General features: G+C 64.7%; 28 protein-coding genes and 1 pseudogene. 17 read left to right on the top strand and 12 right to left on the bottom strand.

Annotated features, from left to right (window positions below):
• The first annotated feature begins 92 nt into the window (after positions 1-92).
• Complete coding sequence (locus tag IVB01_RS15340; RefSeq protein WP_247277288.1) at positions 93-278, top strand: hypothetical protein; 186 nt, start codon at positions 93-95, stop codon at positions 276-278.
• Between the two features lie 20 nt (positions 279-298).
• Here the strand turns inward: IVB01_RS15340 and IVB01_RS15335 are convergent, their stop codons facing one another.
• Positions 299-547 carry a hypothetical protein gene (locus tag IVB01_RS15335; protein ID WP_247277287.1) on the bottom strand — a complete coding sequence of 83 codons (249 nt, stop codon included), beginning with the start codon at positions 545-547 and terminating at the stop codon, positions 299-301.
• Positions 548-660: 113 nt separating this feature from the next.
• Entirely contained in the window at positions 661-1,053 is a 393-nt protein-coding gene (locus IVB01_RS15330) for a hypothetical protein (protein ID WP_247277286.1), read from the bottom strand.
• A 128-nt stretch (positions 1,054-1,181) separates the two neighbouring features.
• On the opposite strand from IVB01_RS15330, the gene IVB01_RS15325 reads away from it, so the two are divergent.
• Positions 1,182-1,967 carry an SDR family oxidoreductase gene (locus tag IVB01_RS15325; protein WP_247277285.1) on the top strand — a complete coding sequence of 262 codons (786 nt, stop codon included), beginning with the start codon at positions 1,182-1,184 and terminating at the stop codon, positions 1,965-1,967.
• Here the strand turns inward: IVB01_RS15325 and IVB01_RS15320 are convergent, their stop codons facing one another.
• Together IVB01_RS15320 and IVB01_RS15315 are read right to left on the bottom strand one after the other, a co-directional pair.
• Positions 1,968-2,198, bottom strand: a complete 231-nt coding sequence (locus IVB01_RS15320; protein ID WP_247277284.1) for a hypothetical protein — start codon at positions 2,196-2,198, stop codon at positions 1,968-1,970.
• 371 nt (positions 2,199-2,569) lie between these two features.
• Positions 2,570-3,583 (bottom strand): hypothetical protein, encoded by a 1,014-nt coding sequence (locus tag IVB01_RS15315; protein ID WP_247469115.1) that lies wholly within the window; start codon positions 3,581-3,583, stop codon positions 2,570-2,572.
• A 288-nt stretch (positions 3,584-3,871) separates the two neighbouring features.
• Between IVB01_RS15315 and IVB01_RS15310 the strand changes: the two genes are divergently transcribed.
• Positions 3,872-4,525 carry a L,D-transpeptidase gene (locus IVB01_RS15310; protein WP_247277282.1) on the top strand — a complete coding sequence of 218 codons (654 nt, stop codon included), beginning with the start codon at positions 3,872-3,874 and terminating at the stop codon, positions 4,523-4,525.
• 69 nt (positions 4,526-4,594) lie between these two features.
• Here IVB01_RS15310 and IVB01_RS15305 read toward each other — a convergent pair whose 3' ends face one another.
• Both IVB01_RS15305 and IVB01_RS15300 read right to left on the bottom strand, forming a co-directional pair.
• A complete protein-coding gene (locus tag IVB01_RS15305; protein WP_247449176.1) occupies positions 4,595-5,023 on the bottom strand; it encodes a hypothetical protein in 429 nt (142 codons plus the stop codon).
• A gap of 118 nt (positions 5,024-5,141) precedes the next feature.
• Positions 5,142-5,606, bottom strand: a complete 465-nt coding sequence (locus tag IVB01_RS15300; RefSeq protein WP_247277280.1) for a MarR family transcriptional regulator — start codon at positions 5,604-5,606, stop codon at positions 5,142-5,144.
• A gap of 101 nt (positions 5,607-5,707) precedes the next feature.
• Between IVB01_RS15300 and IVB01_RS15295 the strand changes: the two genes are divergently transcribed.
• The 5 genes from IVB01_RS15295 (at position 5,708) to IVB01_RS15275 (ending at position 10,054) form a co-directional block, all read left to right on the top strand.
• Positions 5,708-7,630: an FAD-binding monooxygenase gene (locus tag IVB01_RS15295; protein WP_247494677.1), complete on the top strand. Its 1,923-nt coding sequence runs from the start codon at positions 5,708-5,710 to the stop codon at positions 7,628-7,630.
• A gap of 153 nt (positions 7,631-7,783) precedes the next feature.
• Positions 7,784-8,746, top strand: coding sequence for an SH3 domain-containing protein (locus IVB01_RS15290; protein WP_247277278.1), 963 nt, complete (start codon positions 7,784-7,786; stop codon positions 8,744-8,746).
• Between the two features lie 169 nt (positions 8,747-8,915).
• Positions 8,916-9,194 (top strand): hypothetical protein, encoded by a 279-nt coding sequence (locus tag IVB01_RS15285; RefSeq protein WP_247277277.1) that lies wholly within the window; start codon positions 8,916-8,918, stop codon positions 9,192-9,194.
• 68 nt (positions 9,195-9,262) lie between these two features.
• Positions 9,263-9,664: a hypothetical protein gene (locus IVB01_RS15280; protein ID WP_247277276.1), complete on the top strand. Its 402-nt coding sequence runs from the start codon at positions 9,263-9,265 to the stop codon at positions 9,662-9,664.
• A 69-nt stretch (positions 9,665-9,733) separates the two neighbouring features.
• Positions 9,734-10,054, top strand: a complete 321-nt coding sequence (locus IVB01_RS15275; RefSeq protein ID WP_247277315.1) for a hypothetical protein — start codon at positions 9,734-9,736, stop codon at positions 10,052-10,054.
• A 22-nt stretch (positions 10,055-10,076) separates the two neighbouring features.
• On the opposite strand, the gene IVB01_RS15270 is transcribed toward IVB01_RS15275, so the two are convergent.
• Together IVB01_RS15270 and IVB01_RS15265 are read right to left on the bottom strand one after the other, a co-directional pair.
• Entirely contained in the window at positions 10,077-10,421 is a 345-nt protein-coding gene (locus IVB01_RS15270; protein WP_247277275.1) for a multidrug efflux SMR transporter, read from the bottom strand.
• Positions 10,422-10,628: 207 nt separating this feature from the next.
• Positions 10,629-11,294 (bottom strand): class I SAM-dependent methyltransferase, encoded by a 666-nt coding sequence (locus IVB01_RS15265; RefSeq protein WP_247277274.1) that lies wholly within the window; start codon positions 11,292-11,294, stop codon positions 10,629-10,631.
• Positions 11,295-11,391: 97 nt separating this feature from the next.
• Here IVB01_RS15265 and IVB01_RS15260 point away from each other — a divergent pair, with 97 nt between their 5' ends.
• Both IVB01_RS15260 and pdxY read left to right on the top strand, forming a co-directional pair.
• Entirely contained in the window at positions 11,392-12,024 is a 633-nt protein-coding gene (locus IVB01_RS15260) for a TetR family transcriptional regulator (protein WP_247277273.1), read from the top strand.
• A 110-nt stretch (positions 12,025-12,134) separates the two neighbouring features.
• The gene (gene pdxY, locus IVB01_RS15255) at positions 12,135-12,953 is read left to right on the top strand and encodes a pyridoxal kinase (protein WP_247277272.1); all 819 of its coding nucleotides are present in this window, start codon (positions 12,135-12,137) and stop codon (positions 12,951-12,953) included.
• A 2-nt stretch (positions 12,954-12,955) separates the two neighbouring features.
• On the opposite strand, the gene IVB01_RS15250 is transcribed toward pdxY, so the two are convergent.
• Positions 12,956-14,257: a hypothetical protein gene (locus IVB01_RS15250; RefSeq protein ID WP_247277271.1), complete on the bottom strand. Its 1,302-nt coding sequence runs from the start codon at positions 14,255-14,257 to the stop codon at positions 12,956-12,958.
• Between the two features lie 345 nt (positions 14,258-14,602).
• Between IVB01_RS15250 and IVB01_RS15245 the strand changes: the two genes are divergently transcribed.
• The 3 genes from IVB01_RS15245 (at position 14,603) to IVB01_RS15235 (ending at position 15,490) form a co-directional block, all read left to right on the top strand.
• Positions 14,603-14,773, top strand: coding sequence for a Flp family type IVb pilin (locus IVB01_RS15245; protein WP_247277270.1), 171 nt, complete (start codon positions 14,603-14,605; stop codon positions 14,771-14,773).
• A gap of 86 nt (positions 14,774-14,859) precedes the next feature.
• Positions 14,860-15,066 carry a hypothetical protein gene (locus IVB01_RS15240; protein ID WP_247297183.1) on the top strand — a complete coding sequence of 69 codons (207 nt, stop codon included), beginning with the start codon at positions 14,860-14,862 and terminating at the stop codon, positions 15,064-15,066.
• A gap of 169 nt (positions 15,067-15,235) precedes the next feature.
• Positions 15,236-15,490, top strand: a complete 255-nt coding sequence (locus IVB01_RS15235) for a hypothetical protein (RefSeq protein ID WP_247277268.1) — start codon at positions 15,236-15,238, stop codon at positions 15,488-15,490.
• 92 nt (positions 15,491-15,582) lie between these two features.
• On the opposite strand, the pseudogene IVB01_RS15230 reads toward IVB01_RS15235, so the two are convergent.
• Positions 15,583-15,778 (bottom strand): annotated as a pseudogene (locus IVB01_RS15230) (helix-turn-helix domain-containing protein); the annotation flags it as partial.
• Between the two features lie 289 nt (positions 15,779-16,067).
• Here IVB01_RS15230 and IVB01_RS15225 point away from each other — a divergent pair.
• From IVB01_RS15225 to IVB01_RS15210, 4 genes are all read left to right on the top strand, one after another.
• On the top strand, positions 16,068-17,474 hold the full coding sequence (locus IVB01_RS15225; RefSeq protein WP_247277267.1) for an adenylate/guanylate cyclase domain-containing protein: 1,407 nt from the start codon (positions 16,068-16,070) through the stop codon (positions 17,472-17,474).
• A 113-nt stretch (positions 17,475-17,587) separates the two neighbouring features.
• Positions 17,588-17,989 carry a VOC family protein gene (locus IVB01_RS15220; RefSeq protein ID WP_247277266.1) on the top strand — a complete coding sequence of 134 codons (402 nt, stop codon included), beginning with the start codon at positions 17,588-17,590 and terminating at the stop codon, positions 17,987-17,989.
• 252 nt (positions 17,990-18,241) lie between these two features.
• Complete coding sequence (locus tag IVB01_RS15215; RefSeq protein WP_247277265.1) at positions 18,242-18,877, top strand: cell envelope biogenesis protein TolA; 636 nt, start codon at positions 18,242-18,244, stop codon at positions 18,875-18,877.
• Positions 18,878-19,675: 798 nt separating this feature from the next.
• Positions 19,676-20,182, top strand: a complete 507-nt coding sequence (locus tag IVB01_RS15210; RefSeq protein WP_247277264.1) for a hypothetical protein — start codon at positions 19,676-19,678, stop codon at positions 20,180-20,182.
• A gap of 144 nt (positions 20,183-20,326) precedes the next feature.
• Here IVB01_RS15210 and IVB01_RS15205 read toward each other — a convergent pair whose 3' ends face one another.
• Together IVB01_RS15205 and IVB01_RS15200 are read right to left on the bottom strand one after the other, a co-directional pair.
• Positions 20,327-21,124: a transglycosylase SLT domain-containing protein gene (locus IVB01_RS15205; protein WP_247277263.1), complete on the bottom strand. Its 798-nt coding sequence runs from the start codon at positions 21,122-21,124 to the stop codon at positions 20,327-20,329.
• Positions 21,125-21,450: 326 nt separating this feature from the next.
• Positions 21,451-22,431, bottom strand: coding sequence for a hypothetical protein (locus IVB01_RS15200; RefSeq protein WP_247277314.1), 981 nt, complete (start codon positions 22,429-22,431; stop codon positions 21,451-21,453).
• Positions 22,432-22,478: the final 47 nt, after the last annotated feature.

The following is a 22,478-nucleotide window of genomic DNA, read 5'->3' as shown; positions in this document are numbered from 1 at the left end:
GCGGAACGGGTCGCACGGCGAGATCGTTGTGGGAGACCCGCGCAGCGCCGCCGAGCCGGGCGCCGCGGTTTCCTTCAAACGGGAGAGCGCCCATGATGTCCGAGCTCCAGGTCCACACCGTCGCGCGGCAGATGCTGGAACAGCATGGATTCGCTGCGATTGCGAAGGCCGCCGAGCAGGCGCAGGCCTGCGAGGGCCGCGGCGAGGCCGAAGAGGCCAAGGAATGGCGTCACATCGCCGACGCCATGAAGATCATGCGCGGTCCGCACCAGAGCTGACGACTTAAGCGCGGACGTACTCAACGCTCGCCGTGATCGGTGGCTTGCGTCGAACGTCGATTCTGCGTCTGGGGCTGCGCCCGCTCGCCTGTGGCTTTGCAGGGAAGGGGTTCCCACGAGCCGTCCGGCGCCTGCTGATAGGCAGTACAGGGCGACGAAGTGGATTTTTCCTCGCTTCTCTGGGCGTCGGAATTCTTCGCCAGCACGGGCGCAGTCAACACCGTGGCGGCCGCAATCGCGCCGGCGAAAACGAAATGGATACTCCGCATGAGGGCTCTCCGGTTCGAATTCGAAGAGGCCGCATGCTGTGGAGAATTGTGACGATTTTTGGTCGGGAGCGTCGGCTGTTGGGAGCGTGCTTAACGCTGCAACAGCCGCCTTGTCAGCCGCCCTTGCTGCGGATCAATCCGGCGAGGTTGGTCTTCTGGGCCTCGCACCAGCCGGGCATGCCGAGGCGGCGCTGGTCCATGTCGGTCGCCTGGGTGGCGACGGCGACCTCCGCCATCAAATCATCGTCCTGCTTCTCGCCCATCTTGCCGCCGGTGTGCATCCAGGCGATCGCCTTGCGCACCTTCTCGGTGGTGCCATCAGGCAGGTGCATCTGCTGCGCCTTCTGCACGAGGTCCTGATAGACGAGATCCGTGTTGGGGCACTCGACCTTGGCGGCGAAGGCCTGCAACACCATCGTCACATAGGTCGACCGCGGCGGCGCGTCGGCCGCCTGGGCCGGCACGGCCAGCAGCAACAAGCCCGTCATCAGAAAACCGGTGCGCATCCTTGGTATCTCCTCCGTTTTTTGAGAGGCTAGCGTCCGCCGCGCTGCTCCGCAATGGTGCCGGGAGGCCATTGTCGTTCCTCGGCGCGGCGCGCTAGATTGGTCGTCCGCCGGCCCCGGAACGCGACATGAGCCTGTTCAGCACGCCATTCGATCCCGCACGCGACACCGCGCTCGTCACCGGCGCGGGCAACGGCATCGGCCGCGCGATCGCGCAGGCTCTGGTCGGCGAGGGCGTCCGGACCGTGTTTGCCGATATCAATGCCGAGCGGGTGAGGGTCGCGATCAGCGCGAGCAAGAGACCCGAACTGGCGGTGCCCTGGATCGGCGATCTCGCCAGGCTCGAGGCATGCGATGAGCTGCTGGCCGCGGCGCAGGCAGCGCTCGGGGACATCACGCATTTCATCCACAGCGCGTCTCCGCCGCGGCGAGAGGCGGACCATGCGCTCGCGGTCGATCGCCAGACCTGGCAGCAGATGCATGCCGTCAATCTCGATGCCGGCTTTCATCTGGCGCGCGAGATCGCGACACGGCTGATCGCCGCGAAGCGGCCGGGCTCGTTCCTGTTTCTCACCTCGCTGCATGCCGGCACGCCGCGCAACCTGCCGCACTATTCGACGGCGAAGGCGGCAATGGCGATGCTGGTGAAGGAGCTCGCCAAGACGTTCGGCCGCCACGACATCCGTGTCAACGCGCTGGTGCCCGGCGCGATCGCAGCCGGCGGGTTCGTCGCGGATGCCTCGCTGGCGCGGCACATTCCGCTCGGGCGCCTCGGCGAGGCCGATGACCTCGCACCGATGGCGCTGACCGTCTTGTCGAACAAGCTGTCCGGTTATGTCACCGGCGCAGCGTTCGTCGTCGACGGTGGATTGTCGCTGACGAATTGGTTCGAAGCGCCAGTGGTTGACGTATAGCTAGCGCTGCCACGCAGGGACGGGATCGAGCGGCGTGCGATAGACCTCGTTGTGATCGCGGTCCGTGACGCGCACCGAGCAACCCTTCTGCTGGAGCTCCGGCTTCACCTGCGACAGCTCGGTCGCCAATTGATCGGCCCGATCGGAGGCGACCTCGATGTCTTCGAGGATGATTCCACCCTGGTTCTTGAACTCTTCACCGACCACAAGATCGAAGGAGTAGTAAGGCATCCGAATTCCCCGGTGTGACGACCCAAGTTTGAAAAGCAAGTCTTCAACGGAAGTCTCGACACATCCGGCATGGTACCACTGAGTCGATCGTTTCGAATGAACCGGCCGCGCAATCTCTGTGCTTATGGCGCAGAAATGATGTGCAGCAAGCGGGTTCATTAAGAATTTATTAAATATGCGGCGTGATCATAAAGCATCGAATTGCAACAGAACCGGGCTCCGGGAACCGGCAGTTGCAAGAGAAGGCCGCCGGCATAGATCCCGACGGCCTTTTCTCTTCAGCGGAAGACACGCAAAGCATCGCTTCCCGTAATCGTCCGGACTCGTCGACTCGGACAGCGTAGGCGACGTTGCGACGCTGTGGTGTCGCGCTAGCGCAGCGGCATTGGCGGACGTACGACAGGTCCATCGTCATCGGCTACGGCTTGCGTCGTCGCAACCGGCGGCGGGACCGCGGCAGCCTGCGATGGCGGCGGAGGTGCAAGCGGTGCTGGCGTATAGGCCGGCATGTAGGTCTGGCTAACGGCCGGCTTGGGCTTGCGAACTGGCGGCGTCGCAGGCCGCGGCGGCAGCGCAGAGGTGCGGGCGCGCGGATCGGCCGGCTTGGTCTCAACAGCGACGGGCCTGGGCGCAGGCGGCTTCGCCATCTCGCGCGCCATCTGCTCCTGTCCGGCCTTCAGCTCGGCGATGTTGGCCTTGAGCTGCTCGATCTGCTGCGCCATCGCGGCGAGATCGTTCGTCATCGACTGCATCGACTGCATCGATTGCGCGGTGTCGGGCTGCGCTGTCGCGGGCGCGGCGGCAAGCTGGGTTGCAGGCGGCGTCGCAGATTGCTCCGCCGTTTGTTCGGCTGCCGCTGGTGCTGCGGGCGGGGCGGCCTGCGCCGCGGCGACGGGCGTCGTCTGCGACGTCGAAGACATCAGCGACGTCGAAGGCATCAGCGACGCCAATACCGGCGTCCATTCGGCGAACATTTGCTTTGCTGTGTCGCCATGCTTCTCCCAGGCAATCGCGGCAGCCGCGCTGCCTCCCGCGAACAGGAACGTGACGAACGCACCGCGCAGCCACTTGCCGACCGCGGATCGCTTCCGATGGCCGGCACCATCGCTGGCCGTCACGCGAACCGCCGTGTCGACTGAAGGTGCCGCGGCGGGTTTTCCGTAGACGACGTTGATGGTGGGCTCCGGCGCACGCGCCTGACTCGGAGCGAACTTCGGCTCCGGACGGCGCGCGAGCTCCGGCGCCAGCGCCGGTGCCGCGCTCCCCGGGCGCGAGTCCAGCACGATCTCGGGAGAAATCTGAACCGAGTCGTGCGGATCGTTGTCCTTGACCAAGTCCTTCACGATCTCGTCGACGATTTGCTTGCTGTTCAGCGTCGCCAGCATCGCAGCTCCTTTGAAGCCCAGATGTTTAAAGCCTTGGTCGTCCGCATTGGCGCGAGCCGATCATCTGTTGTGGTGGGCCCATCCCAAGTCCCAGGGAGCACGAGTCCAGCCGGGTTTGACCAAAGCAAGGCAAGGAGATGGAGATGATGCGACGCTCTCCTGCCGTTTGTGGTGATGGAACCCGCCTTGTCGAACACGTGTAATTGTTCCGCGTTCGCCTTGTTTTTTGCACGATTTTGACAGCATGTAGTGGCGCTGGGGGTGATATCCCGCTATCGGGGGCCAGCGGTGCCAAGATCTTTAATCGTTCTATTCGTTGCTGCTCTGCTGCCGCTCGGCGGCTGCATGCAGACGACTCTCTCCCCGTCGACCGACGCGAGCATGACACCGCGCGACCGGCAGCTGCTCGCGCATGTGCCTTACGCGAAGGCGAGCGTGCCCGAGCAATATCTGCGCCACATCGTCGACTACCATCGCAAGGAGCAACCGGGGACCATCCTGGTCGATACCGATGCGCGCTATTTGTATTTCGTGCTGCCCGAGGGCAAGGCGATCCGCTACGGCGTCGCGGTCGGCGAGGAAGCCATGGCGTTCTCAGGCGTCGCCCGCGTCGGCCGCCTGGCGGAATGGCCGGACTGGGTTCCGACGGCGGATATCCAGGCGCGGCTCGGGCCATATCCGGCGCGCGTTCCCGGTGGTCCGGCCAATCCGCTGGGGGCGCGGGGAATCTACCTCTATGTCGGCAACAAGGACACGCTCTACCGCATCCACGGTACCAATCAGCCCGAATATATCGGGCAGGCGATCTCTTCGGGTTGCATCCGGATGCGCAACGAGGACGTCATCGATCTCTATGAGCGGGTGAAGCTCAATTCGATGGTCGTGGTGCTGCCGCCCGGGCAGAACGCGCAGGCCGAGACGGGCACGCGCTGGCGCAGCTGAGGGCTGACCGATCGGTCGCTTCTGTCGCTCGCGATCATTTCCAGCAATCCGGCGACATGGGGCGTCGCGCTATTCCGGCCTGGCGATCCGCCATTGCAGCGTCGTGGCATTGCCGTTGGCATCGCCCGGCGCCTTGTCGGCGGGCGAGGTGTAGAGCGGGCGATAACGGTAGGCCCACATCTTGCTGCCGTCGTTGCGGTTGATCACGGTGAAATCGCCGACGGCCTTGGCGTCGGCGGTCGCGGCGAGCGGAACCCAGCTCTCGGTGCACTTGCCGTTGCAGTTCGATGTCTTGCCGGTGGTGTCGCGCTCGTAATAGTAGAGCGTCATGCCCCTGAGATCGACCAGCTTGGGACCTTGCTTGGTCAGGACCACCTTCGCCGGCGCGATCGTCGCCTCAGGTTTCGGCGGAGGCGGAGAGTCGCCGCCATGGCCGTTTGCGAGCGCATGACTTGCCGAGAGCGCGATCGCCGCGGCCGCAACAACGAACCTGAACATCCGAAACCCCCGAGCCGCAAAGTTAACCGCGCGTTAAACGCCGAACGGGCCGACCGTAGCAGCCGAACGTTAGTTCCAAGTTTCGCGGCGCTGCGACAATACGTACAAAACGACGGGCTTATACCTCCACATCGCGCAGCGGCGCGCGACTGAGCTCGTTGCCGGCGGCAATCGCCTTGCGCAAGAGCCGCATCAGCTCCTCGCCTTCCTTCGCGGTGAGGCCGCGCAGCATGATGCGCTGCGCAGACTCGACGGCAGGCGTGATCTTGCGCAGCGTGCGCCGGCCTTCGTCGGTGATCTCGAGCTCGCGCGCGCGGCGGTCGCGGCTGGACGGGCGGCGCTCGGCAAGGCCCTTCTGCACCAGGCGATCGATCACGCCGGTGATGGTGGTGCGGTCGTAGGCGATCAAACCCGCGAGCGTCACTTGATCGAGCCCCGGATTGGCCTTGATGGTCGCGAGCGCGGCATATTGCACCGGAGTGAGATCGAAGCCGGCATCTGCGACTTCAGCCAGGAATACCGCGACCGCGATCTGCTGGAACCGGCGCGCCAGATGCCCGGGCATGTGGTTGTTGTCTTTCACTGAATTCTCCGTTTGGCAGGGACGGGGTCCGGTCATTTGACAAGTATACTGATAGTCAGCATACTGAGCAATATCCAAAGAAGCTGGCGGGAGAGGTGCTCATGCAATTCCATCTGAATGGATTTCAGCCGGGCGATCCCGAGATTGCGGATCCCGCCGAGCGCGTTCAACCCTCGGGTGCAGCGGGCGCGGTGCCTGAAGAGGTCGATGTCCTCATCGTCGGCTGCGGGCCCGCCGGCCTCACGCTCGCCGCCCAGCTCGCGCAATTTCCGGATATCAGGACCTGCATCGTCGAGCAGAAAGCAGACCGCCTGCTGGTCGGCCAGGCCGACGGCATCGCCTGCCGCACCATGGAGATGTTTCACGCCTTTGGTTTCAGCGCGCGCGTGCTGAAGGAGGCCTATTGGGTCAACGAGACGACGTTCTGGAAGCCGGACGAGCGGCAGCCCAAGACGATCGTCCGCAGCGGCCGGGTCCAGGACGTCGAGGACGGGCTGTCGGAATTTCCGCACGTCATCCTCAACCAGGCCCGCATCCATGATGGCTTTCTCGACGTCATGCGGAAATCGCCGGCCAAGCTCGAGCCGTATTACAGCCGGCGCGTGCTCGATCTCGATGTCGATCCGGCCGCCGGTGCCGGCGATTATGCCGTGACGGTCCGCCTCGCCCGCGTCGATGCCGGAAGCGAGGGCAAGATCGAAACGATCAAGACGCGCTATGTCGTCGGCTGCGACGGCGCGCGCAGCACGGTACGAAAGTCGATCGGCCGGGAGCTGCACGGCGATTCCGCCAATCACGCCTGGGGCGTGATGGACGTGCTGGCGGTGACAGACTTCCCGGATATCCGCTTCAAGTCGCTGATCCAGTCCGCGAAGGACGGCAGCTTGCTGATCATCCCGCGTGAAGGCGGTTACATGGTCCGCCTCTATGTCGAGCTCGCCAAGCTCGAGATCGGTGAGCGCGTCGCCAATCGCAACATCAGTGCCGACGACGTCATCGCCAAGGCGCAGCGGATCTTGAGGCCGCATACGCTCGAGGTGAAGGAGATCGCCTGGTGGTCGGTCTACGAGATCGGCCAGCGCCTCACCGACAAGTTCGATGACGTGCCGGACGCCGAGATCGAAACCCGCCAGCCACGTATCTTCATCGCCGGCGATGCCTGCCATACCCACAGCCCGAAAGCGGGGCAGGGCATGAACGTCTCGATGCAGGACGCCTTCAATCTCGGCTGGAAGCTCGCCGCCGTCCTGCGCAGGCAGTGCGCCCCAGGCCTGCTGCATTCCTATTCGGCCGAGCGCCAGGCGGTTGCCAAGGAGCTGATCGACTTCGATCGTGAATGGGCGGGGATTCTCGCCTCCGCCGCGAAGGCCGGCGGTGCCGATGCGGCGAGGACGCAGGACTATTTCGTCCGGCACGGCCGTTACACGGCCGGGACCGCGACGCATTACCGTCCCTCGCTTCTCACCGGCACGGCCGCGCATCAGCATCTCGCGGCAGGTCTTGTGATCGGAAAGCGCTTCCACTCCGCGCCGGTGATCCGGCTGGCGGACGCCAAGCCGGTGCATCTCGGTCATGCGGCGCAGGCCGACGGCCGCTTCCGCATCTACGCGTTTTCGCCTGCGGAAGATCCCGCCGCAGCGGGCTCGGCCATTCGCGCCCTGTGCAATTTCCTCGCCGAAGCCAGGGCGTCGCCGATCAGGCGATACACGCGGGTCGGCGCCGACATCGACAGCGTGATCGACCTGCGCGCTATCTTCCAGCAAGATCATCGCGAGCTTGCCCTCGAGGCGATGCCGTCGCTACTGCTCCCGCGCAAAGGCCGCTACGGCTTGATCGACTACGAGAAGATGTTCTGTCCCGATCTCAAGAGCGGCAACGACGTCTTCGCCATGCGCAGCATCGACCGGAAAGCCGGCTGCATGGTCGTGGTGCGGCCGGACCAGTATGTCGCGCATGTGCTGCCGCTCGACGGCTTTGCTGCGCTTGCGTCGTACTTCGACGCCGTCATGTTGCCGGCGAATTGACGGCCCGGCTGCGCGCCGGAGCGCTGTGGCAATGAACGGCGAGTGAATATTGAACCGCGCGGGTGTGCATTTCGATCTTTCGACCCGTGCGACCACCGTATGCGGAACGCCCGTTCCGCTTGCGCGTTCCGACTGGCAGAGGAGGAACACGCCATGAGACTCAAAAGCGTTTTACTTGCCGCATTGCTGCTCGCCCCGACGGCCGCGCTGGCCGCGCCGGGCATCGTCACCGTCTCGACCGGCCTGCGTGCCGGACCGGGCACGGGCTTTCCCTTGGTCGACCGCATCCCCGGTGGTGCCCGCGTCAACATCCATGGCTGCCTGCGCGGCAATGCCTGGTGCGACGTGAGCTTCTCCGACGATCGCGGCTGGGTATCGTCGCAATATCTCGAATACCTCTATCGCAACCACTACGTCTATCTCCCCGATTATGTCGAGGAGATCGACGTGCCCGTCGTCCCCTTCGTGTTGACCTCGTATTGGTCGAACTACTATGCGGGACGTCCCTGGTATCGCCGCCAGGCCTATTGGAATAATTACTGGACTTCGCATCAGCGTTTCGCGACGCGGATGACGCTTGATCCACGTGCGGCCCGTATCGGCCGCGCGGCAACGCGCGATGCGGCGATCGCACTCGAGCGCAGCGGCGTGCACGCCAGGGGTAATGTCGCGGTCACCGGACGGGATGCCGCCGTCGGGCGGCCCAATGCAATCGCCAAGCGCGACGCCGCGGTTACGATCGACCGGACCCGCGCCGCGCGGAGTGAGCGCATCGCGAATGAGCGAACCGTCGTGCAGAGCCGGAGTCCGCGCGACGCGCAGGCGCGCATGATGCACGACCATGCTGCGAGCCGTGCCGCCGTGCGCGCGCAGCCGATGGCGCGCGCCCATGAAGTGCCGCGCGTGTCGGCCGCGCCTGCAGCCCGGCCCGCGATGCCGCACGTCGCCCAGCCGAACGTCAGCCACGGCTCGCCGATGAATGCCCGAGCGCAGATGCCGGCGCCGCGCGCGGCGGCACCTGCGATGCCGCACCCCGGCGGCGGCGCTCCGCACATCAATGCGCCGCGTGGTGGCCCGCCAGCGGGCGGCCCCGGTGGCGGCCATCAGAAGCACTGACGTTGCTTAGGAAAGCCCGGCCCTTGCGCCGGGCTTTCTGCTTGTCGGACCCAGGTTCTCTGCGCATACAATTTAAGGAAGTTTTTCGCGAGCAGATTTCATCGATCGTAATATATCTACTCAAAGCTGTAAGCATCCACTCGGGGCAGCGGGGCACGGGAGGATGACGATGAGACAGAGTCAGGCGGAGACGCGCCGCCAAAATGTCGCGAAGCGGTCGATGACCAAGGAGGCTAAGCAGCTGTCCAGCCTGATTGCCGGACTGCGCAAATCTCTCGAAGCGATCCACAAGGAACGGGCGAGCGCAAAGCTCACCGGCGCCGAGATGGGCATGCTCGACGAGCGCCGCAACAATCTGCAGCTCACGATCGCAGCCCTCGACGATCGCCTGTCGGCGGTGCAGGGGCTGATCAATCTTGGCCGGCCGCACATCATCCGGGTGCACTAGCGACGCTCGCGCAGGCGCTATCGGTTCCGTGACAGTCGTGACGGCGCCGGGGGACGATTCGGCACGATGTGACGACGCGCCTGCGGCGCTGCACGCTTGGCGGCAAGCAAACCCGCAACAGCAGAAGCGCATCCCTGATGCGGCGCGCGCTCATCTTGTTACCGGGCTGCGAGCGCGCCGGCGCCGTACTGTCTGCGGATGGCACCAAATTGCCACGCTCCTGGCGAATTGCCGCCAAAGCCCGCTGCCACGAGAGGGGCGGGGTGCAGGGCAACGCCAGGGGATATGCATTGGCCTACAAAATGGTCGCAGAACGCGACAACGAGAAGTATAGCTTCGCCCGCGAGAGCCGGCTGCTCATCGTGGCCAAGGCCAGGGTGTGGGCCAGCGAGGGGTGGCAGGTCGTCATCACCGATCAGGACGGCAAGGCCTATGCGCCGCCCGAATTCGATCAGCTGTCGGCGGCGTGACCGCAAGGCGGTCCAGGGGACAATGTTGATTTCGCTGTTTCGACCGGGGCGCGGCTTGATCGCCCCTTGATGAGTCTTGCCGCCGGCGCCGTCCTGACGGCGACGGCTGCAGCCGCGCAGAACCTTGACGCCGGCAAGTCACCCGCAAGGCTCTTTGCCGACGGTTGCGCGAGCTGTCACCGCACCCCACGGGGCCTTGCCAGGGGACGCTTCAGCCTGACGTTGTCCTGGTTCTTGAAGGACCACTACGCAACCAGTTCCGATTCCGCCAAGGCGCTCGCCGCCTATCTGGAGTCGGTCGATGGGCCGCCACCCCGTAATGCGGCCAAGCCTGGCGCAAAACCGCCGCGATCCGCGCAGCGTCCGCCCAAACCGGTGCAGGGCCAGTAGCGCGTGCCGGGACTGCCGGGCGTCAATGCACCGTCGTCTCCGAGAACAGGTTGATCACCACGACGCCGGACACGATCAGGGCGATGCCGACGAAGGCGGCGCCATCGAGCATCTGGCGGAATAGCACGAAGGACACCGTGGCGGTCAGGATGATGCCGGCCCCGCCCCAGATCGCATAGGCGATGCTCAGGGGGATGATGCGGATTGCCGCCGACAGCGCATAGAACGAGGCGACATAGAACAGCACCATCGCCAAGGTCGGCCAGGGTCGCGTGAACTGAGCGGATTGCTGCAGGAAGGCGGACGCCGTGACTTCGAACACGATGGCAAGTGCGAGCGCCGCGTAAGCATTGAAGGCGGAGGTCATGAGCCTCTCGGCGTAAGAAAGATTCTGTGCGGTATACGTCGAGCCCCCTGGAACGGGCTTTTGCCGTGAGCAGGTAACACGCGTGAGTGACGAACCTGCGACACCGATTGGAATGCGGACAGGACGATGACGCGGCCGAGGCAACACGAAGCCGCCGCGCGATCCATCGCGTGGCGGCACGAGATGCCGCGGTGCGTCGACACGGCGTCAGTTGATCCGCACCGACAGCTCGACGTCTTCGGCAAAGGCCGTGGACATGTAGCCGTTTCCGGGCTTGCGCACACGCGCCAGATAGTCGGGGCTGTCGTCGGCGTTGTCGGCGACGATGATCGCGCCCGGCCTGAGATGGCCTTCGAGCAGATCCAGGATATCCGAGTAGAGCGCCTTGGCACCATCGAGCAGCACGAGGTCGATCGTATCGGGCAGATCGGCACTGAGCGTCTTCAGCGCATCGCCCTCGCGGATTTCCACGAGGTCGATTACACCGGCGGCCGACAGGTTGTCCCGCGCCCGCGCTGCCTTGGACGGCTCGAACTCACTGGTGATGAGGCGGCCGCCGCCATTGTCACGCAGAGCTGCGGCAAGATGCAGGGTCGAGATGCCGAACGAGGTGCCGAACTCGACGATTGCCCTGGCGCGGGAGCTGCGGGCCAGCATGTAGAGCAGGCTGCCGGTCTCGCGCGAGACCGCGAGCGGAGCGTCCCTCAGGCGTCCATAGAGGTCGCGGTAAGCGGTCTTGCTGCGCATCATCCGCGCCCGGTCGGCATCGGACAAGTCGGCGATAGCGGCCAGCGTTGCGCTGCTTGCAGCTTCGGCCTCGTCGAACAGTCGATCCAGCAGCGGCGTAAGCGATGTGGTGGTTGGGGTGGTCATTTGGCGTCTCCAGAGTTCGCGGCGAAGCGCGTGCTTGCGCGGAGACCGAAATACGACTAATTCGTCGCATTTCCTATTCGCATTGCTCGCAGGCACCATGGCCGACCGTCGAAGTCGTTCAATTTCCTCGCGAAAACAGCCGCAACAGGCCCGCTCCACCGGGCTGGTGGCGGCCATCCTGGATGCCGCTATTCAGGTCTTGGCGAAGGAGGGGGCGCAGCGTTTCACGACGGCGCGGGTGGCGGAGCGGGCCGGGGTGAGCGTTGGATCGCTCTACCAATATTTTCCGAACAAGGCGGCGATCCTGTTCCGCCTCCAGAGCGACGAGTGGCGGCGCACCAGCGAGCTCCTGCGCGGCATCCTGGCGAACCGGGCGAGGCCCCCGCTGGCGCGGCTGCGCGCATTGGTCCATGCCTTCATCCGCTCCGAATGCGAGGAGGCTGCGATCCGCGTCGCGCTCAGCGATGCCGCGCCGCTCTATCGCGACGCGCCGGAGGCGCAGGACGCACGGGCGGCCGGCGAGGGCATCGTCGCCGCCTTCATGCGGGAGGCGCTGCCCAAAGCCTCGGATGCGACGCGCACCCTCGCCGGCGAGCTGATCGCGACGACGCTCAGCGAGGTCGGCAGGAGTTTTTCGGAAGAGACGCGGAGCGAGGCGGAGATCGCAGCCTATGCCGATGCCATCGCCGACATGTTCTGCGCCTATCTTACAAGGCTGGCGCGGCGCTGAGGCATTGCCGGCACGTGGTGCCGCAATCCTGTAGCTAGGATGGAGGTGCGCTCTATCTCGGCTATGATTGCTGCACTTGCCTTGCGTAGTATTTGCCCCTACGGACTCTGATGCTCGTCATCTCCATTCAAAGTCAGGTGGTCCACGGCCACGTCGGCAACAGCGCGGCTGCCTACGCCGTGCAGGCGGAGGGTGTGAATGTCGCGGCGGTGCCGACGACGCTGCTGTCGAACCATCCACGCTATCCGAGCCTGCGCGGGCGGGTGCTGGAGACCGAGCTGGTCGCCGATCTTCTCAGGGGCGTAGAAGAGCGCGATCTCGTCGACGAGGCGGCCGTGGTCGTCACCGGCTATCTCGGCTCGCCCGGCAATGCCGCCGTCGTTGCCGATTTCGTCGAGCGGGCCTTGGTGCGCAATTCGAAGCTCGTCTATCTCTGTGATCCCGTGATCGGAGACGATGGTCGCGTCTATGTCGCCGATGGAATTCTGGACGTGCTCCGGCGCCGGCTGCTGCCGGCCGCGAACCTGACCACGCCAAACCGGTTCGAGCTCGAGCTGCTTGCGGGCCTCACGATTGCCGATGCGCAGGACCTGCGCGCGGCCTGCGCGGCACTCGCGGGACAGGCCGGCCTCGACGTCGTCGCCACCGGCTGCACGCTGGCGGACACGCCCGAAGGACAGTTGGAGACGATCCTCTGCGCCGAGGGCCATTTGTCGCGCTTTGCCACGCTGCGTCTGCCGATCCGGCCCTATGGCACGGGCGACCTTCTCACCGGCCTGATCGCGGCGCATCTCGCCAAGGGGCTGACGACGGAGGTGGCAGTGCGGCTGGCAGTCGAAACCATCTTTGCGGTGCTGGTGCGCACGCAGGAGGCCGGCACAGCCGAGATGCGTCTCGTGCCGCTGCCCACGCCGGCCCGCAAGCCGTAGCTTCAGGTCGCGCGTTTGCCGGCCGATTGCGCCGCCTTCTGCGATTTTGCCGGGCTCTTCTGCTCACGCATGGCCTGTGCTTTGGGCGGCTTTGCGTGGGCCGCAGCGCGCACTTTGCTGGGCTTCGCGTTGGCGGCTTCCTTGCGCTCCGCCGTGCCCCGGCGCGAGATGTATTCCTGGCCGTCGATCGGGCCGACATGCGGCGGATCGCGGCCGAGATAGGGCCGGCCGATGCCGAATGCCTTGCCGTTGGCATCGACCCACTTCCACAGGATTTCAGTCGAGACCCAGCGCTGCGCGCGATTGCTACCCTGGGTGCTGACGATGTCGGCGGCCATGCCGTGCCCGTAACCACCACGCGTGCTGCCGCCGTGATAGGAGCGGTCGGAGGCGGCCTTCAGGCCGCTCGCGATCGACTGGCGATAATCGTCACGGAACGCGCTGGTGATGCCCGGCGAGAGGCCGGCGGCTTCGGCGGCGAGCAGCGTCCGAAACAGCTTTCGCTTGAAGCTCTTGTCCATGCCGCCGATGACGTAATCCATCATCGACATGCCGGCATGCTCGGCCGCCTTGGGATCCTTCCAGCCGAAATCCTCGTCGACCAGCTTGGTGAAGCTGCGCATCACGGTCACCGTCTTGCCCTTGCGCTTGACGGTGACGGCGCGGCGTTCCTGCACCTTGATCGAATCCTCCTTAGGCGTGCGCTGGTAGAGCGCCCAGAGATAGCGATCGATGCAGGCGTCCACGACGAAGCATTCGTCGAGCACGGCGACGGTGTCCGCGGGTGGCGACGCCTTGCTTGCAACGGGGGCGGATCCGCTCGCGATCGTGGCGGGGGACAACGCGTCCGTGGTCACGATCTCGGTGGGATCGGCAGATGCGAGTTTGAAGGGCTCTGGCGCCGGCGCAGGCGGAGCCTCGCTGACGCTCGGTGCTGGTTCAAGCGAAATTTGAGGCGCGGGCGGCTCCGCCGACAATATCAGCGCGGGATCGGCCGACGCGAGCTGGACGGCGGGGGCAGGTACCTCCGCCTCCGGCGTGGCTGCCGCTTCGATCGTTACGAGGCTCGCCGCAGCCGCCGCAATGTCGGCGGTCAAGGCGACACCGTCCTCGATGGTCGCAGCGCGCGGGACGTCGGCGAGGTCGAGGCGACCGAGATCCTTCGCGCGCGAGACGGCAGCCGCATTGGCGCCGCTGTTCTCGATAAGGGCTGGCGCGTAGGCCGACAGGGAGAGCACCAGCCAAGCAGCGAGAACAGCGGAGGGGCATGAGACCGCCACAAGAAGAGACCGCCGATCATTCATGATCCCTGCCTCCAAACGTTCTGTTCGAACCAGTCTTGTTCGAACAGTCATGATGCAAACAGACTTGATGCAAACAGTCTTGCACGGAAAGGCACGCAGCACGTCAATTGTTCGGAAGAGGGTGTGGCGGCGCAATGGCGTAAATCAACGAAAACGGGCTTTTCGAAGAGGTGTTGCGAAGTTGCAACGCGGGTTCCATGGCGGCCGCATGTGCGGCTGCGACGGAATGCCTGCAACCAGCCGGTTTGTCGTCAAATTGAGCGAACCCCATTTACTCAATCTTGGATTGCTTTAATGCACTTTTCGCGGGCCCGCAATTTCTGGTAGCAATAGGAAGGCACGTCAGTGAAGTTGAAATGCAAATGGGCCGAATTCGTCGCCAATGAATCCGGCGCCACTGCGATCGAGTACTGTCTGATCGCGGCCGGCATCGCACTCGCGATTATCGAGATCATCTATGCGCTCGGCACCAACCTTGTCGCAAAACTGCAATCGCTCGCGACCGCGCTGAAATAGGCGGTCAAGGGGTTCGCGATCGGCTGTTTGACAAGACGCCTGGCGCTTCGCGGCAACTTTGCGCACGGCCGTGCGTTGATCGGCCCATGAGCACGCATTCCTCGCTTCGTCCCATGGACGACTTCGATCCCACCGAGCCCGCCATCCTGCACGATCGTCTGTCCGACACGATCATTACCTGGACCGCCGAACAGGCCGATGACTACCGGAAGGCCAGCCGGCCACGTGAGGATGGAACCGTAGCTTGGAAGGCCTACCTCTTCGATGGTTGGGGCAACGTGCTCGGCGGCTGACCTCCGCCCGCAAAGCGCGATGGCCCGGCCGGCGTGATTCGGCCAAGACTTTGTACGCATTAAGCATATCGCCATGCGCTGCGTGCGCTGTTGCAATGCAACAGCGGATGTCGCAATGCAGCATGACGCGCTTAAATGTGCTCGGAATCTTCCATCAGGAGCATCACCAATGAACAAGAAGACTTTGACGATCGCCGCCACCGTCCTGACGATCGCGGGCGCGACTTCGGCTTTCGCCGCTGAGCTGCCGACCTATGAGGCCAACGGATTTCCGGTCTCGCCCTTGCAGGTGCGCGTCCTCGGTGCGGCCCATGTCGAGCAGCAGGTCGCGGCGCCCACGACGGTTGCTTCAGTGCACCAACTGAAGGTGCTCAGCCCCCACAAGGTCAAGACTGCGGACGTCACGACGGGCGCAGCCCGCTGAGTTGACATCGCATGAAGGGCAGGCGGGTCTCGCCGCGCGCGCCATCCGCCCCCTCGTGCGACCATGAACGACGAAATTGGACGCGCGCGCAGGCTCGACGGCGAGCGGCCGAAGAGTTCGGCGAGCGGCGTTGAAGCGGCGCAGGCAGCCGAAGCCGGCCTGGAACGCGATCTCAGTTATAGTGTGATCACCGGCATCGAGCAGGCGCTTGGCGCGTTGCACGCGCAGCGTCTTGGCAAGCGGATGCGGCGTGGCGCCGACCTTGCGCTCGAACAGCCGCGCCAGATGGCCGCGACGCAGCACGCATCGCGGCGCTGTTCACCGATGACGCCGAATGGATCGCGCCGCAGGGCAACGCCACCGCAATCGCGCTCGGTCACACCGACCACTTGGTGGGCGCGCGAAGCGATAGCGGCGGGGATGGGGAAAACAAGGGAAATCCGGCCTTTGCCGGGCTCGGCAAACTCCCATCATCGTGACGCAGCAATTGACGACGATGGCTTGCGCTCCTCCTTACCCGGCATAGGTAATCGGAAAGCGGATGTCCGCGTCACCCCCTTCCATGTAACATCACGGCATGAGCGAGATCGAAACCCTGTTCGGTGTCCTGCGCCAGTCGGCCGACGCGCCCGTCGTCGACATGCTCGAGCGCATGGTGCGGGAGGGACCGGACCATGCCCTGTGCAAGATCAATGCGCTGCATCTGGCAAGGATGGCCAATCTCGGCGAAGAGCAGGTGATCGCGGGGCTGCTGCATGCGGTCGGGCTCGGCATCCTCGAGATGACCTGGAGCGTGATGTGCCCGAGCTGCGCCGGCGTGCTCTCGGCCAACAAGAGCCTGAAGACGGTCAACAGCCCGCAATATCACTGCGCCTTCTGCGCCGCCGGCTATGAGACGACGCTCGACAATTTGGTCGAGGTGACCTTCGCGGTCAGCCCGCGCGTGCGCAGGATCGCCGCGCACAATGCCGAGGAGCTGCCGCTCGCCGAATATTACCGCCAGGTGTTCTGGAGCTCGGCGATCGAGCTTCCGCCCGACCTCGACGGCCTGCTTCGCGAGCTGACCCTGGAATCCGTCGACCTGCCGCCGGGCGAGCGCGCCATTCTCTCGCTGCAAGTGCAGCCGGGCATGCTGATCGTGTTCGATCCCGTGACCCACACCGCACAGTATATCGAGGTGAAGGGCGAGGAGACGGCCGAGCGCCAGACCCTGTCGTTAATCTTGAACAGGACCGAGGTCCCGGTCGACGCCGTGAGCCTGCGCCCGGGCCCGCTGCGGCTGACGCTGGAGAACCGCACCGACGGCCGCGTACTGCCGGCGGTGTGGGTGATGAACCAGCGGCTCGATGATCTCCTGACCCGGCGCAAGCCGAGCCTCACCGCAAAGCGCCTGCTCACCAACCAGACCTTTCGCGATCTCTATCGCACCGATACGCTCGCGATCGGCCAGCGCCTCAAGATCCTCAGCCTGACCTTCCTGTTCTCGGACCTGAAGGACTCCACCGGGCTTTACGAGCATGTCGGCGACCTCGTCGCCTTCGATCTCGTCAATGAGCATTTCCGCCTGCTGCAGGAGATCATCGCCTCCGAGCAGGGCGCGGTGGTCAAGACCATTGGCGATGCCGTGATGGCGACCTTCGAGACGCCCGATCGTGCCATCGCCGCCGCGATCCGCATGCGCGAGGCCATGAGCGAGCTCGGCGCCCAGCGTCAGCACCAGGGCCTGCTGCTCAAGATGGGCATTCACGAGGGCTCGTGCCTCGCCGTCACCCTCAACGGCCAGCAGGATTATTTCGGCCAGACCGTGAACATCGCCTCCCGCGTCCAGAGCCTCGCCGCCTCGCGCGCGATCGTAGTGACGGAGGCGGTGGTCGACAACGCCGAGGCGCGGACGCTGCTGGAGGCCGGCGGCCTCAACCCGACGCGTCGCAGCGTCGCGCTGAGCGGGATCGCGGACAAGGTGTCGGTGTACGAAATCCCGTAAGACCGTCGCCCGGCGCGCAAGCGAAATCCGGGACTGCACCTGCGGCGCCATCCCGGATTGCGCGACGCTCCATTCGGGCTACGCTCGCTGCGCAACCGCGCAACGAGTCCATCATGACCTTCCTCCTCAACATCGACGTCCCCGACGTCGCGCAAGCGACGACCTTCTACACCGAAGCATTCGGCCTGACGGTCGGCCGCCGCTTCGACGCCGACTTCGTCGAGCTCTTGGGTTGGCCGGCGCCGGTGTATCTGCTCACCAAGCAGGCCGGCACAATCGGCGCCGGCGGCGATCGCCGTCGCTACGCGCGGCACTGGACGCCCGTGCATATCGACGTCGTCGTCGATGATGTCGATGCCGCCGTCGAACGCGCGCTGCGCGCCGGCGCGATCCTCGAAGTTGTCGCAAGCGATGCGCCCTATGGGCGGATCGCGATGCTGGCCGATCCGTTCGGGCACGGCTTCTGTCTGCTGGCGTTCAGCGAGCGCGGATATGACGCGCTGCTCGGGGCTTAGGTCGAGCGGGGCGGAGCCGGTCAAAGCAAAGTTGTGAAAACAACCCCATGCACAGTAGAAAACATGAGGGATTTCAGAGTTCTGCAAGTCCGAATATTTTTCCGATCGGGCGAGCAGGGCACGTGGCACCGATGCTCCGGGCCGACTTCGGCGATCCCGAATAGCGTTTGACTCGTCGGGCAAAACAGGGGCAGACTGGCATGATGGCGCCGGTGCGACGGAAGCTGGTGCGTCGCCAGGCCGTGGGGCGAGATGCCAAAAAAACTCAAAAGAAAACTGAAGACCTATCAGACTTCGCTCGGCTTCTACGACCAGGCGGTCGCCGCGCCCTCGATGAAGGCAGCGCTGGAGGCGTGGGGCGCCAGCTCCAACCTGTTCCATCAAGGCGTGGCGAAAGAGACCGACGACCCCGACATCGTCGCCGCGACCATGGCAAGCCCCGGGGTTGTGCTCAGGCGTCCGGTCGGCTCGGACGGCCCGTTCACCGAAAGCGCCGAACTGCCGACTGACCTCGGCGACGGCGAGGCCAGGCCGAAACGTAAACCCAAGCCAAGCAAGCGTCCGGCCAAGACGGCAAAGACACCGTCCCGCAAGATTGACGATCGACAGGCGCGCGAGGCCGCCGCGGCGTTCGAGAAGGAAGAGCGGCGGCGCGAAGCCGAGCGCAGGAAAGAGGAGACCGCCCGCGCCAAGGAGCGCGCACGCCGCGACAAGGCGGTCGCGAGCACGCAGGCGGCGCTGGACAAGGCGAGGCGCGAGCACGAGGCTCGCACCGAAGAGATCGAAGCCGAGCGGGCTGCCCTCGATGAACGTGCGGAGGCGGAGCAGAGCCGGTGGGACAAGCAGAGGATGAAGCTGGAGGAGGCGGTGCGTCGGGCGCGGGAGTAGGCGGCTGGTGGCGGAGCGGCCGGATTCGCCAAAGCCGGCAGCGGGCGTTCGAGCAGGTCGAAAACGAATTAGGCTTGCCTTGCTTTGCGTCCTTGCGCACTCTGGCGGGAAGGAGGCCAACGCATGAAGACAATGACCGCCGCGTGTGCGCTCGGAACGGCCCTGGTGCTGTGCAGCCTTGGAACGTCAGGTGCTGAAGCCCGGGCGCGGAAGGCGCAAGTCGTTCGTGAACCCCAGCAGAGACTTATCGTCACGGCGCCCGTGCTCAGGCCAACGCCGTGGGATTACTATATCGTTCCACGATATCGCTATCGTCCTGAAGACGACCGGGTCGATCCATACGGCCCGCCACTGGTTTCGTCGTGGGTCCGCTATGAGGGATGGCGGTGGCCATACTGGTGGTGAACAACCATCAGATTCTGCGGCATGTGGTGATCGGCCATCGACGGACGCAGAACTGACCGGCTTGCGGTCGGCGGAAAACGCCGGCCGATGATAGGCCGCGCGCCGAATGCGCGGGCACAACACCCGGATTTCGCCACGCGCGCTCCGGGCCACGCTCACACAACCGCTTATTTCTCGCTCGACAGCTCGAGTCCCTGCGCACCTCCCATCTCCGCCACCCGCGATCAGAACAGGTTGAGCACGTCCAGGTTCAACATCGCTGCGTGCGACGTCAGCGATTAGGAAAATGGCAAACCTGAGACTGTCAAGGATTCATTGAGGTAGAATGACATTTATCCCCGTAATAAACCCAATGCTGTTAAGGGTTCGGGGTGCGTATTGGGAGGATCAATCATGGCAAGTGTTGAACAATTGCGCAGACGGGACGGAGTGAATCTGGTCCAACTCGAAGCGGACATTGCGTCGGTACGCTCGGGAAGCTCTATTACTTCCATTGCTCTGCCTGATTACGTCGAGCACACCGCGGGCGTGTCGCGCGTCGGCGCGCTCAGTGCAGAGGCGGTCATCCGCGACTACGAGTCTGCTGCAAAAGAGATCGAGGCCATGGGCACCGAGTTGATCGACGCCGCGCACAAATGCGAGGCGCTGACAGCCCAGGTCCATGATGCGATCGCGTTCATGCGAGAGACGGCGGCGGGGTATCGTGAAGAGGGACGGAGGATCTTCAAGCGCATCGAAGAATGCGCGCTGTTCACCGAGGACGTCCGCAAGACTTGCGAACAGGTCAAGCGTAGAATGGCCGAAGTTTCGGTAGGCCCGTCTTCCGATGAGGAGCTTGCGCCGCAAGAGCCCGAGTTGAGCGGGATCGCCGGACAGGTGACGATGAGCGAGATACGGTGAGGCGCGCGTAGAGCGTAGTTCGTAGGATGGGTCGAGCTCTTGCGAAACCCGTCGTCGCGCGCAGCGTCGTTAGTATCGCTTCCGCTCGCCGAGTTACGGCGGACAAGTCGCTCCGCCCATCCTACGGTCTGCGAAACGCATCATCTAATCGCCGTCATCCGCCGCAAGGCGCTGAAACTGCCGCTTCATCGCGTTGACCCTGGCGACGTAGCTTGCGACGAGGTGATCGCCGCAGCGCTCCCCGGCCAGCATCTGAAACTTGCGGCGCGCATAGGCTGTGGCGGGACCTGCGCCGCAGAGATGGATGAAGGCGGCCAGATCCTGCTTCTGTTGCGCGCCTGCCTTGAGATCGCCCGCGAGGGTGAGAACCAAGGCCACTTGGCGGTCCAGATACACCGATGCCAGCTCGACGGCATGGCTCGGGATCGCGCGGATGTAGAAGCTGTTGAACCCGCAAGCCGTCTCCGTGACTGCGTTGCCGCGGACACAGAACCGGGCCGCTTCAGCGAAGGCGGGATCGGTCATCTGGTAGAGACCGACGGCGCTGGAGGCCGGCCGGTAGATCGCGAGCGGATTGAAGCTCCATCGCCAGCGCCAATAGGTGCGCGCGACGGGATTGCCGGAACTTTCGACCTGCGCCAGCGCAGCCAGCAATTCCGGCGTGACGACAGCGGTGGAATAGGTGCGGAAGAGCGACCCGTAATTCGCCCACGTCTCCGCCGGCTCCTTGTCGAGGGCATGTCCGAGAAGGACGAACAACTCGGTCGGCTTGCGGATCAACTGATAGGCCATGTTCAGAAGCGCGATGGCCGCAAGCAGGATTGCGACGCCAGCCGCGATCCGAACCATCCGCGGTGATCGCACGAACGTCTTGCGCATCCACCGGGCGCCTCGCCGGAGCTTGCGAAGGCGAGAGAGGAGGCGCTTGCTTTTCTTTGGCATGCCGTTTCGGGAGTGCGACCAGCGCAGATGATGGACTTGGTTAATGCAATCTAGGCTATTTGTTTGAGCATGATCTTTGCGGAAAACCGCTGCGCACTTTCGCTCGCGGCTCCATGGCGTCAACATCAGCAAGGCGGAGACCGTCAACGGATTCGGAATCGCATCCTCTCTGACATCCACGGTCGAAGCTACCGGATCATGAAGCGCAGCACAGGTACTCCGGCATCGCGATCGAGGACGACGATCGCCGGCACAGCGTGTCATACAAGGTGTTCTGGACCTTCAAATCCAATCGCGCCTTCGGGAAAAAAGCCCGCCCTGCGGGCTCACCAATCCGGATAGCCGTAAGGTTCGACCATGTAGGGCGGCGGAGGCATCCAGGGGCCTCGCGGCGGTCTGGGCCGTCGGGGTTCGGCCGCTGATACGTGCGGCCGGGCATGCGCAGCCGCATCGTTGTTCGTCACGCTTCGCACGACGGGCTTCGCGGCTGCAGACGCGGACGAAGCGGTGAGTTGCGTTTGCAGCGCCTGGACCTGCGCGGCGAGGCGCGCATTGTCCGCGGCATCCTTCTCCTGCGCCGCCTTGAGCTGTTGAATGGTGTCGGCCTGCTCACGCTGGGTCTGCTCGTTGCGGCTTTTCAGTTGTTCAAGCTTCCCGTTGATGCTCGCAAGCTCGCTCGTGATGGCCTTGAGCGATTGCGCAAGATCAGACGATGACGGGTCAGGCGCTGTGGCGCCAGGCTTTGGGGCGCTTTCCGTTTCCTTAGCTGTCGGCGGCGCGGGCAGCGGGCTCGACTCATCCGCAGCAGCCAGTTGCACTGCCGGCGGCTGCGCCGGAGTTTCCACCGCGGGCGGGGGCTTGCTCGCGGCCGACGGAACCCATCGTGCCATGATCGACGTGCTGATCGATTTGGCCTCATCGCGATATTGCGACGCGAAGGCGGCACCGAGAAGGCCGATTGCCAGCACCAGGCCGACCAAAGCGCGCACCATGGTCCGGTCTCCCTTCAAGCCGTGATCGCGAACCTTGGCATCAGGCGCGAGCGCCTTGCTTTCGGAAGTTGCGGCTGCCGTCGCACCGGCCCTGGCGTGCGAGGCCCGCTGGCCTTCGCTGTTGCGTTCCATTCCGGAAACCAGCCGGTCCAGCCGCGCAAGGTCTTCCTCTGCGCTCTTGATCCGGTCATAGGCTCGCGCCAGCCCGCCGTCGGCGCGCGCCTCGTCCGGCTTGGCGGTGTCAGGCTTGTCGGCATCAGGCTTGTGGGTATCAGGGTTGGGGTCGCTCGTTTCAGGCACCGATGCGCTCTCCATCCGGTCGGGCGTCAATGGGAGGCGGTCCGATCACTGGAAGGATAGGT

Source organism: Bradyrhizobium sp. 164, from assembly GCF_023073715.1.
Lineage (GTDB): Bacteria > Pseudomonadota > Alphaproteobacteria > Rhizobiales > Xanthobacteraceae > Bradyrhizobium.
The sequence above is the reverse complement of the archived record's forward strand: the minus strand, read 5'-3'. Positions and strand labels throughout refer to the sequence as shown.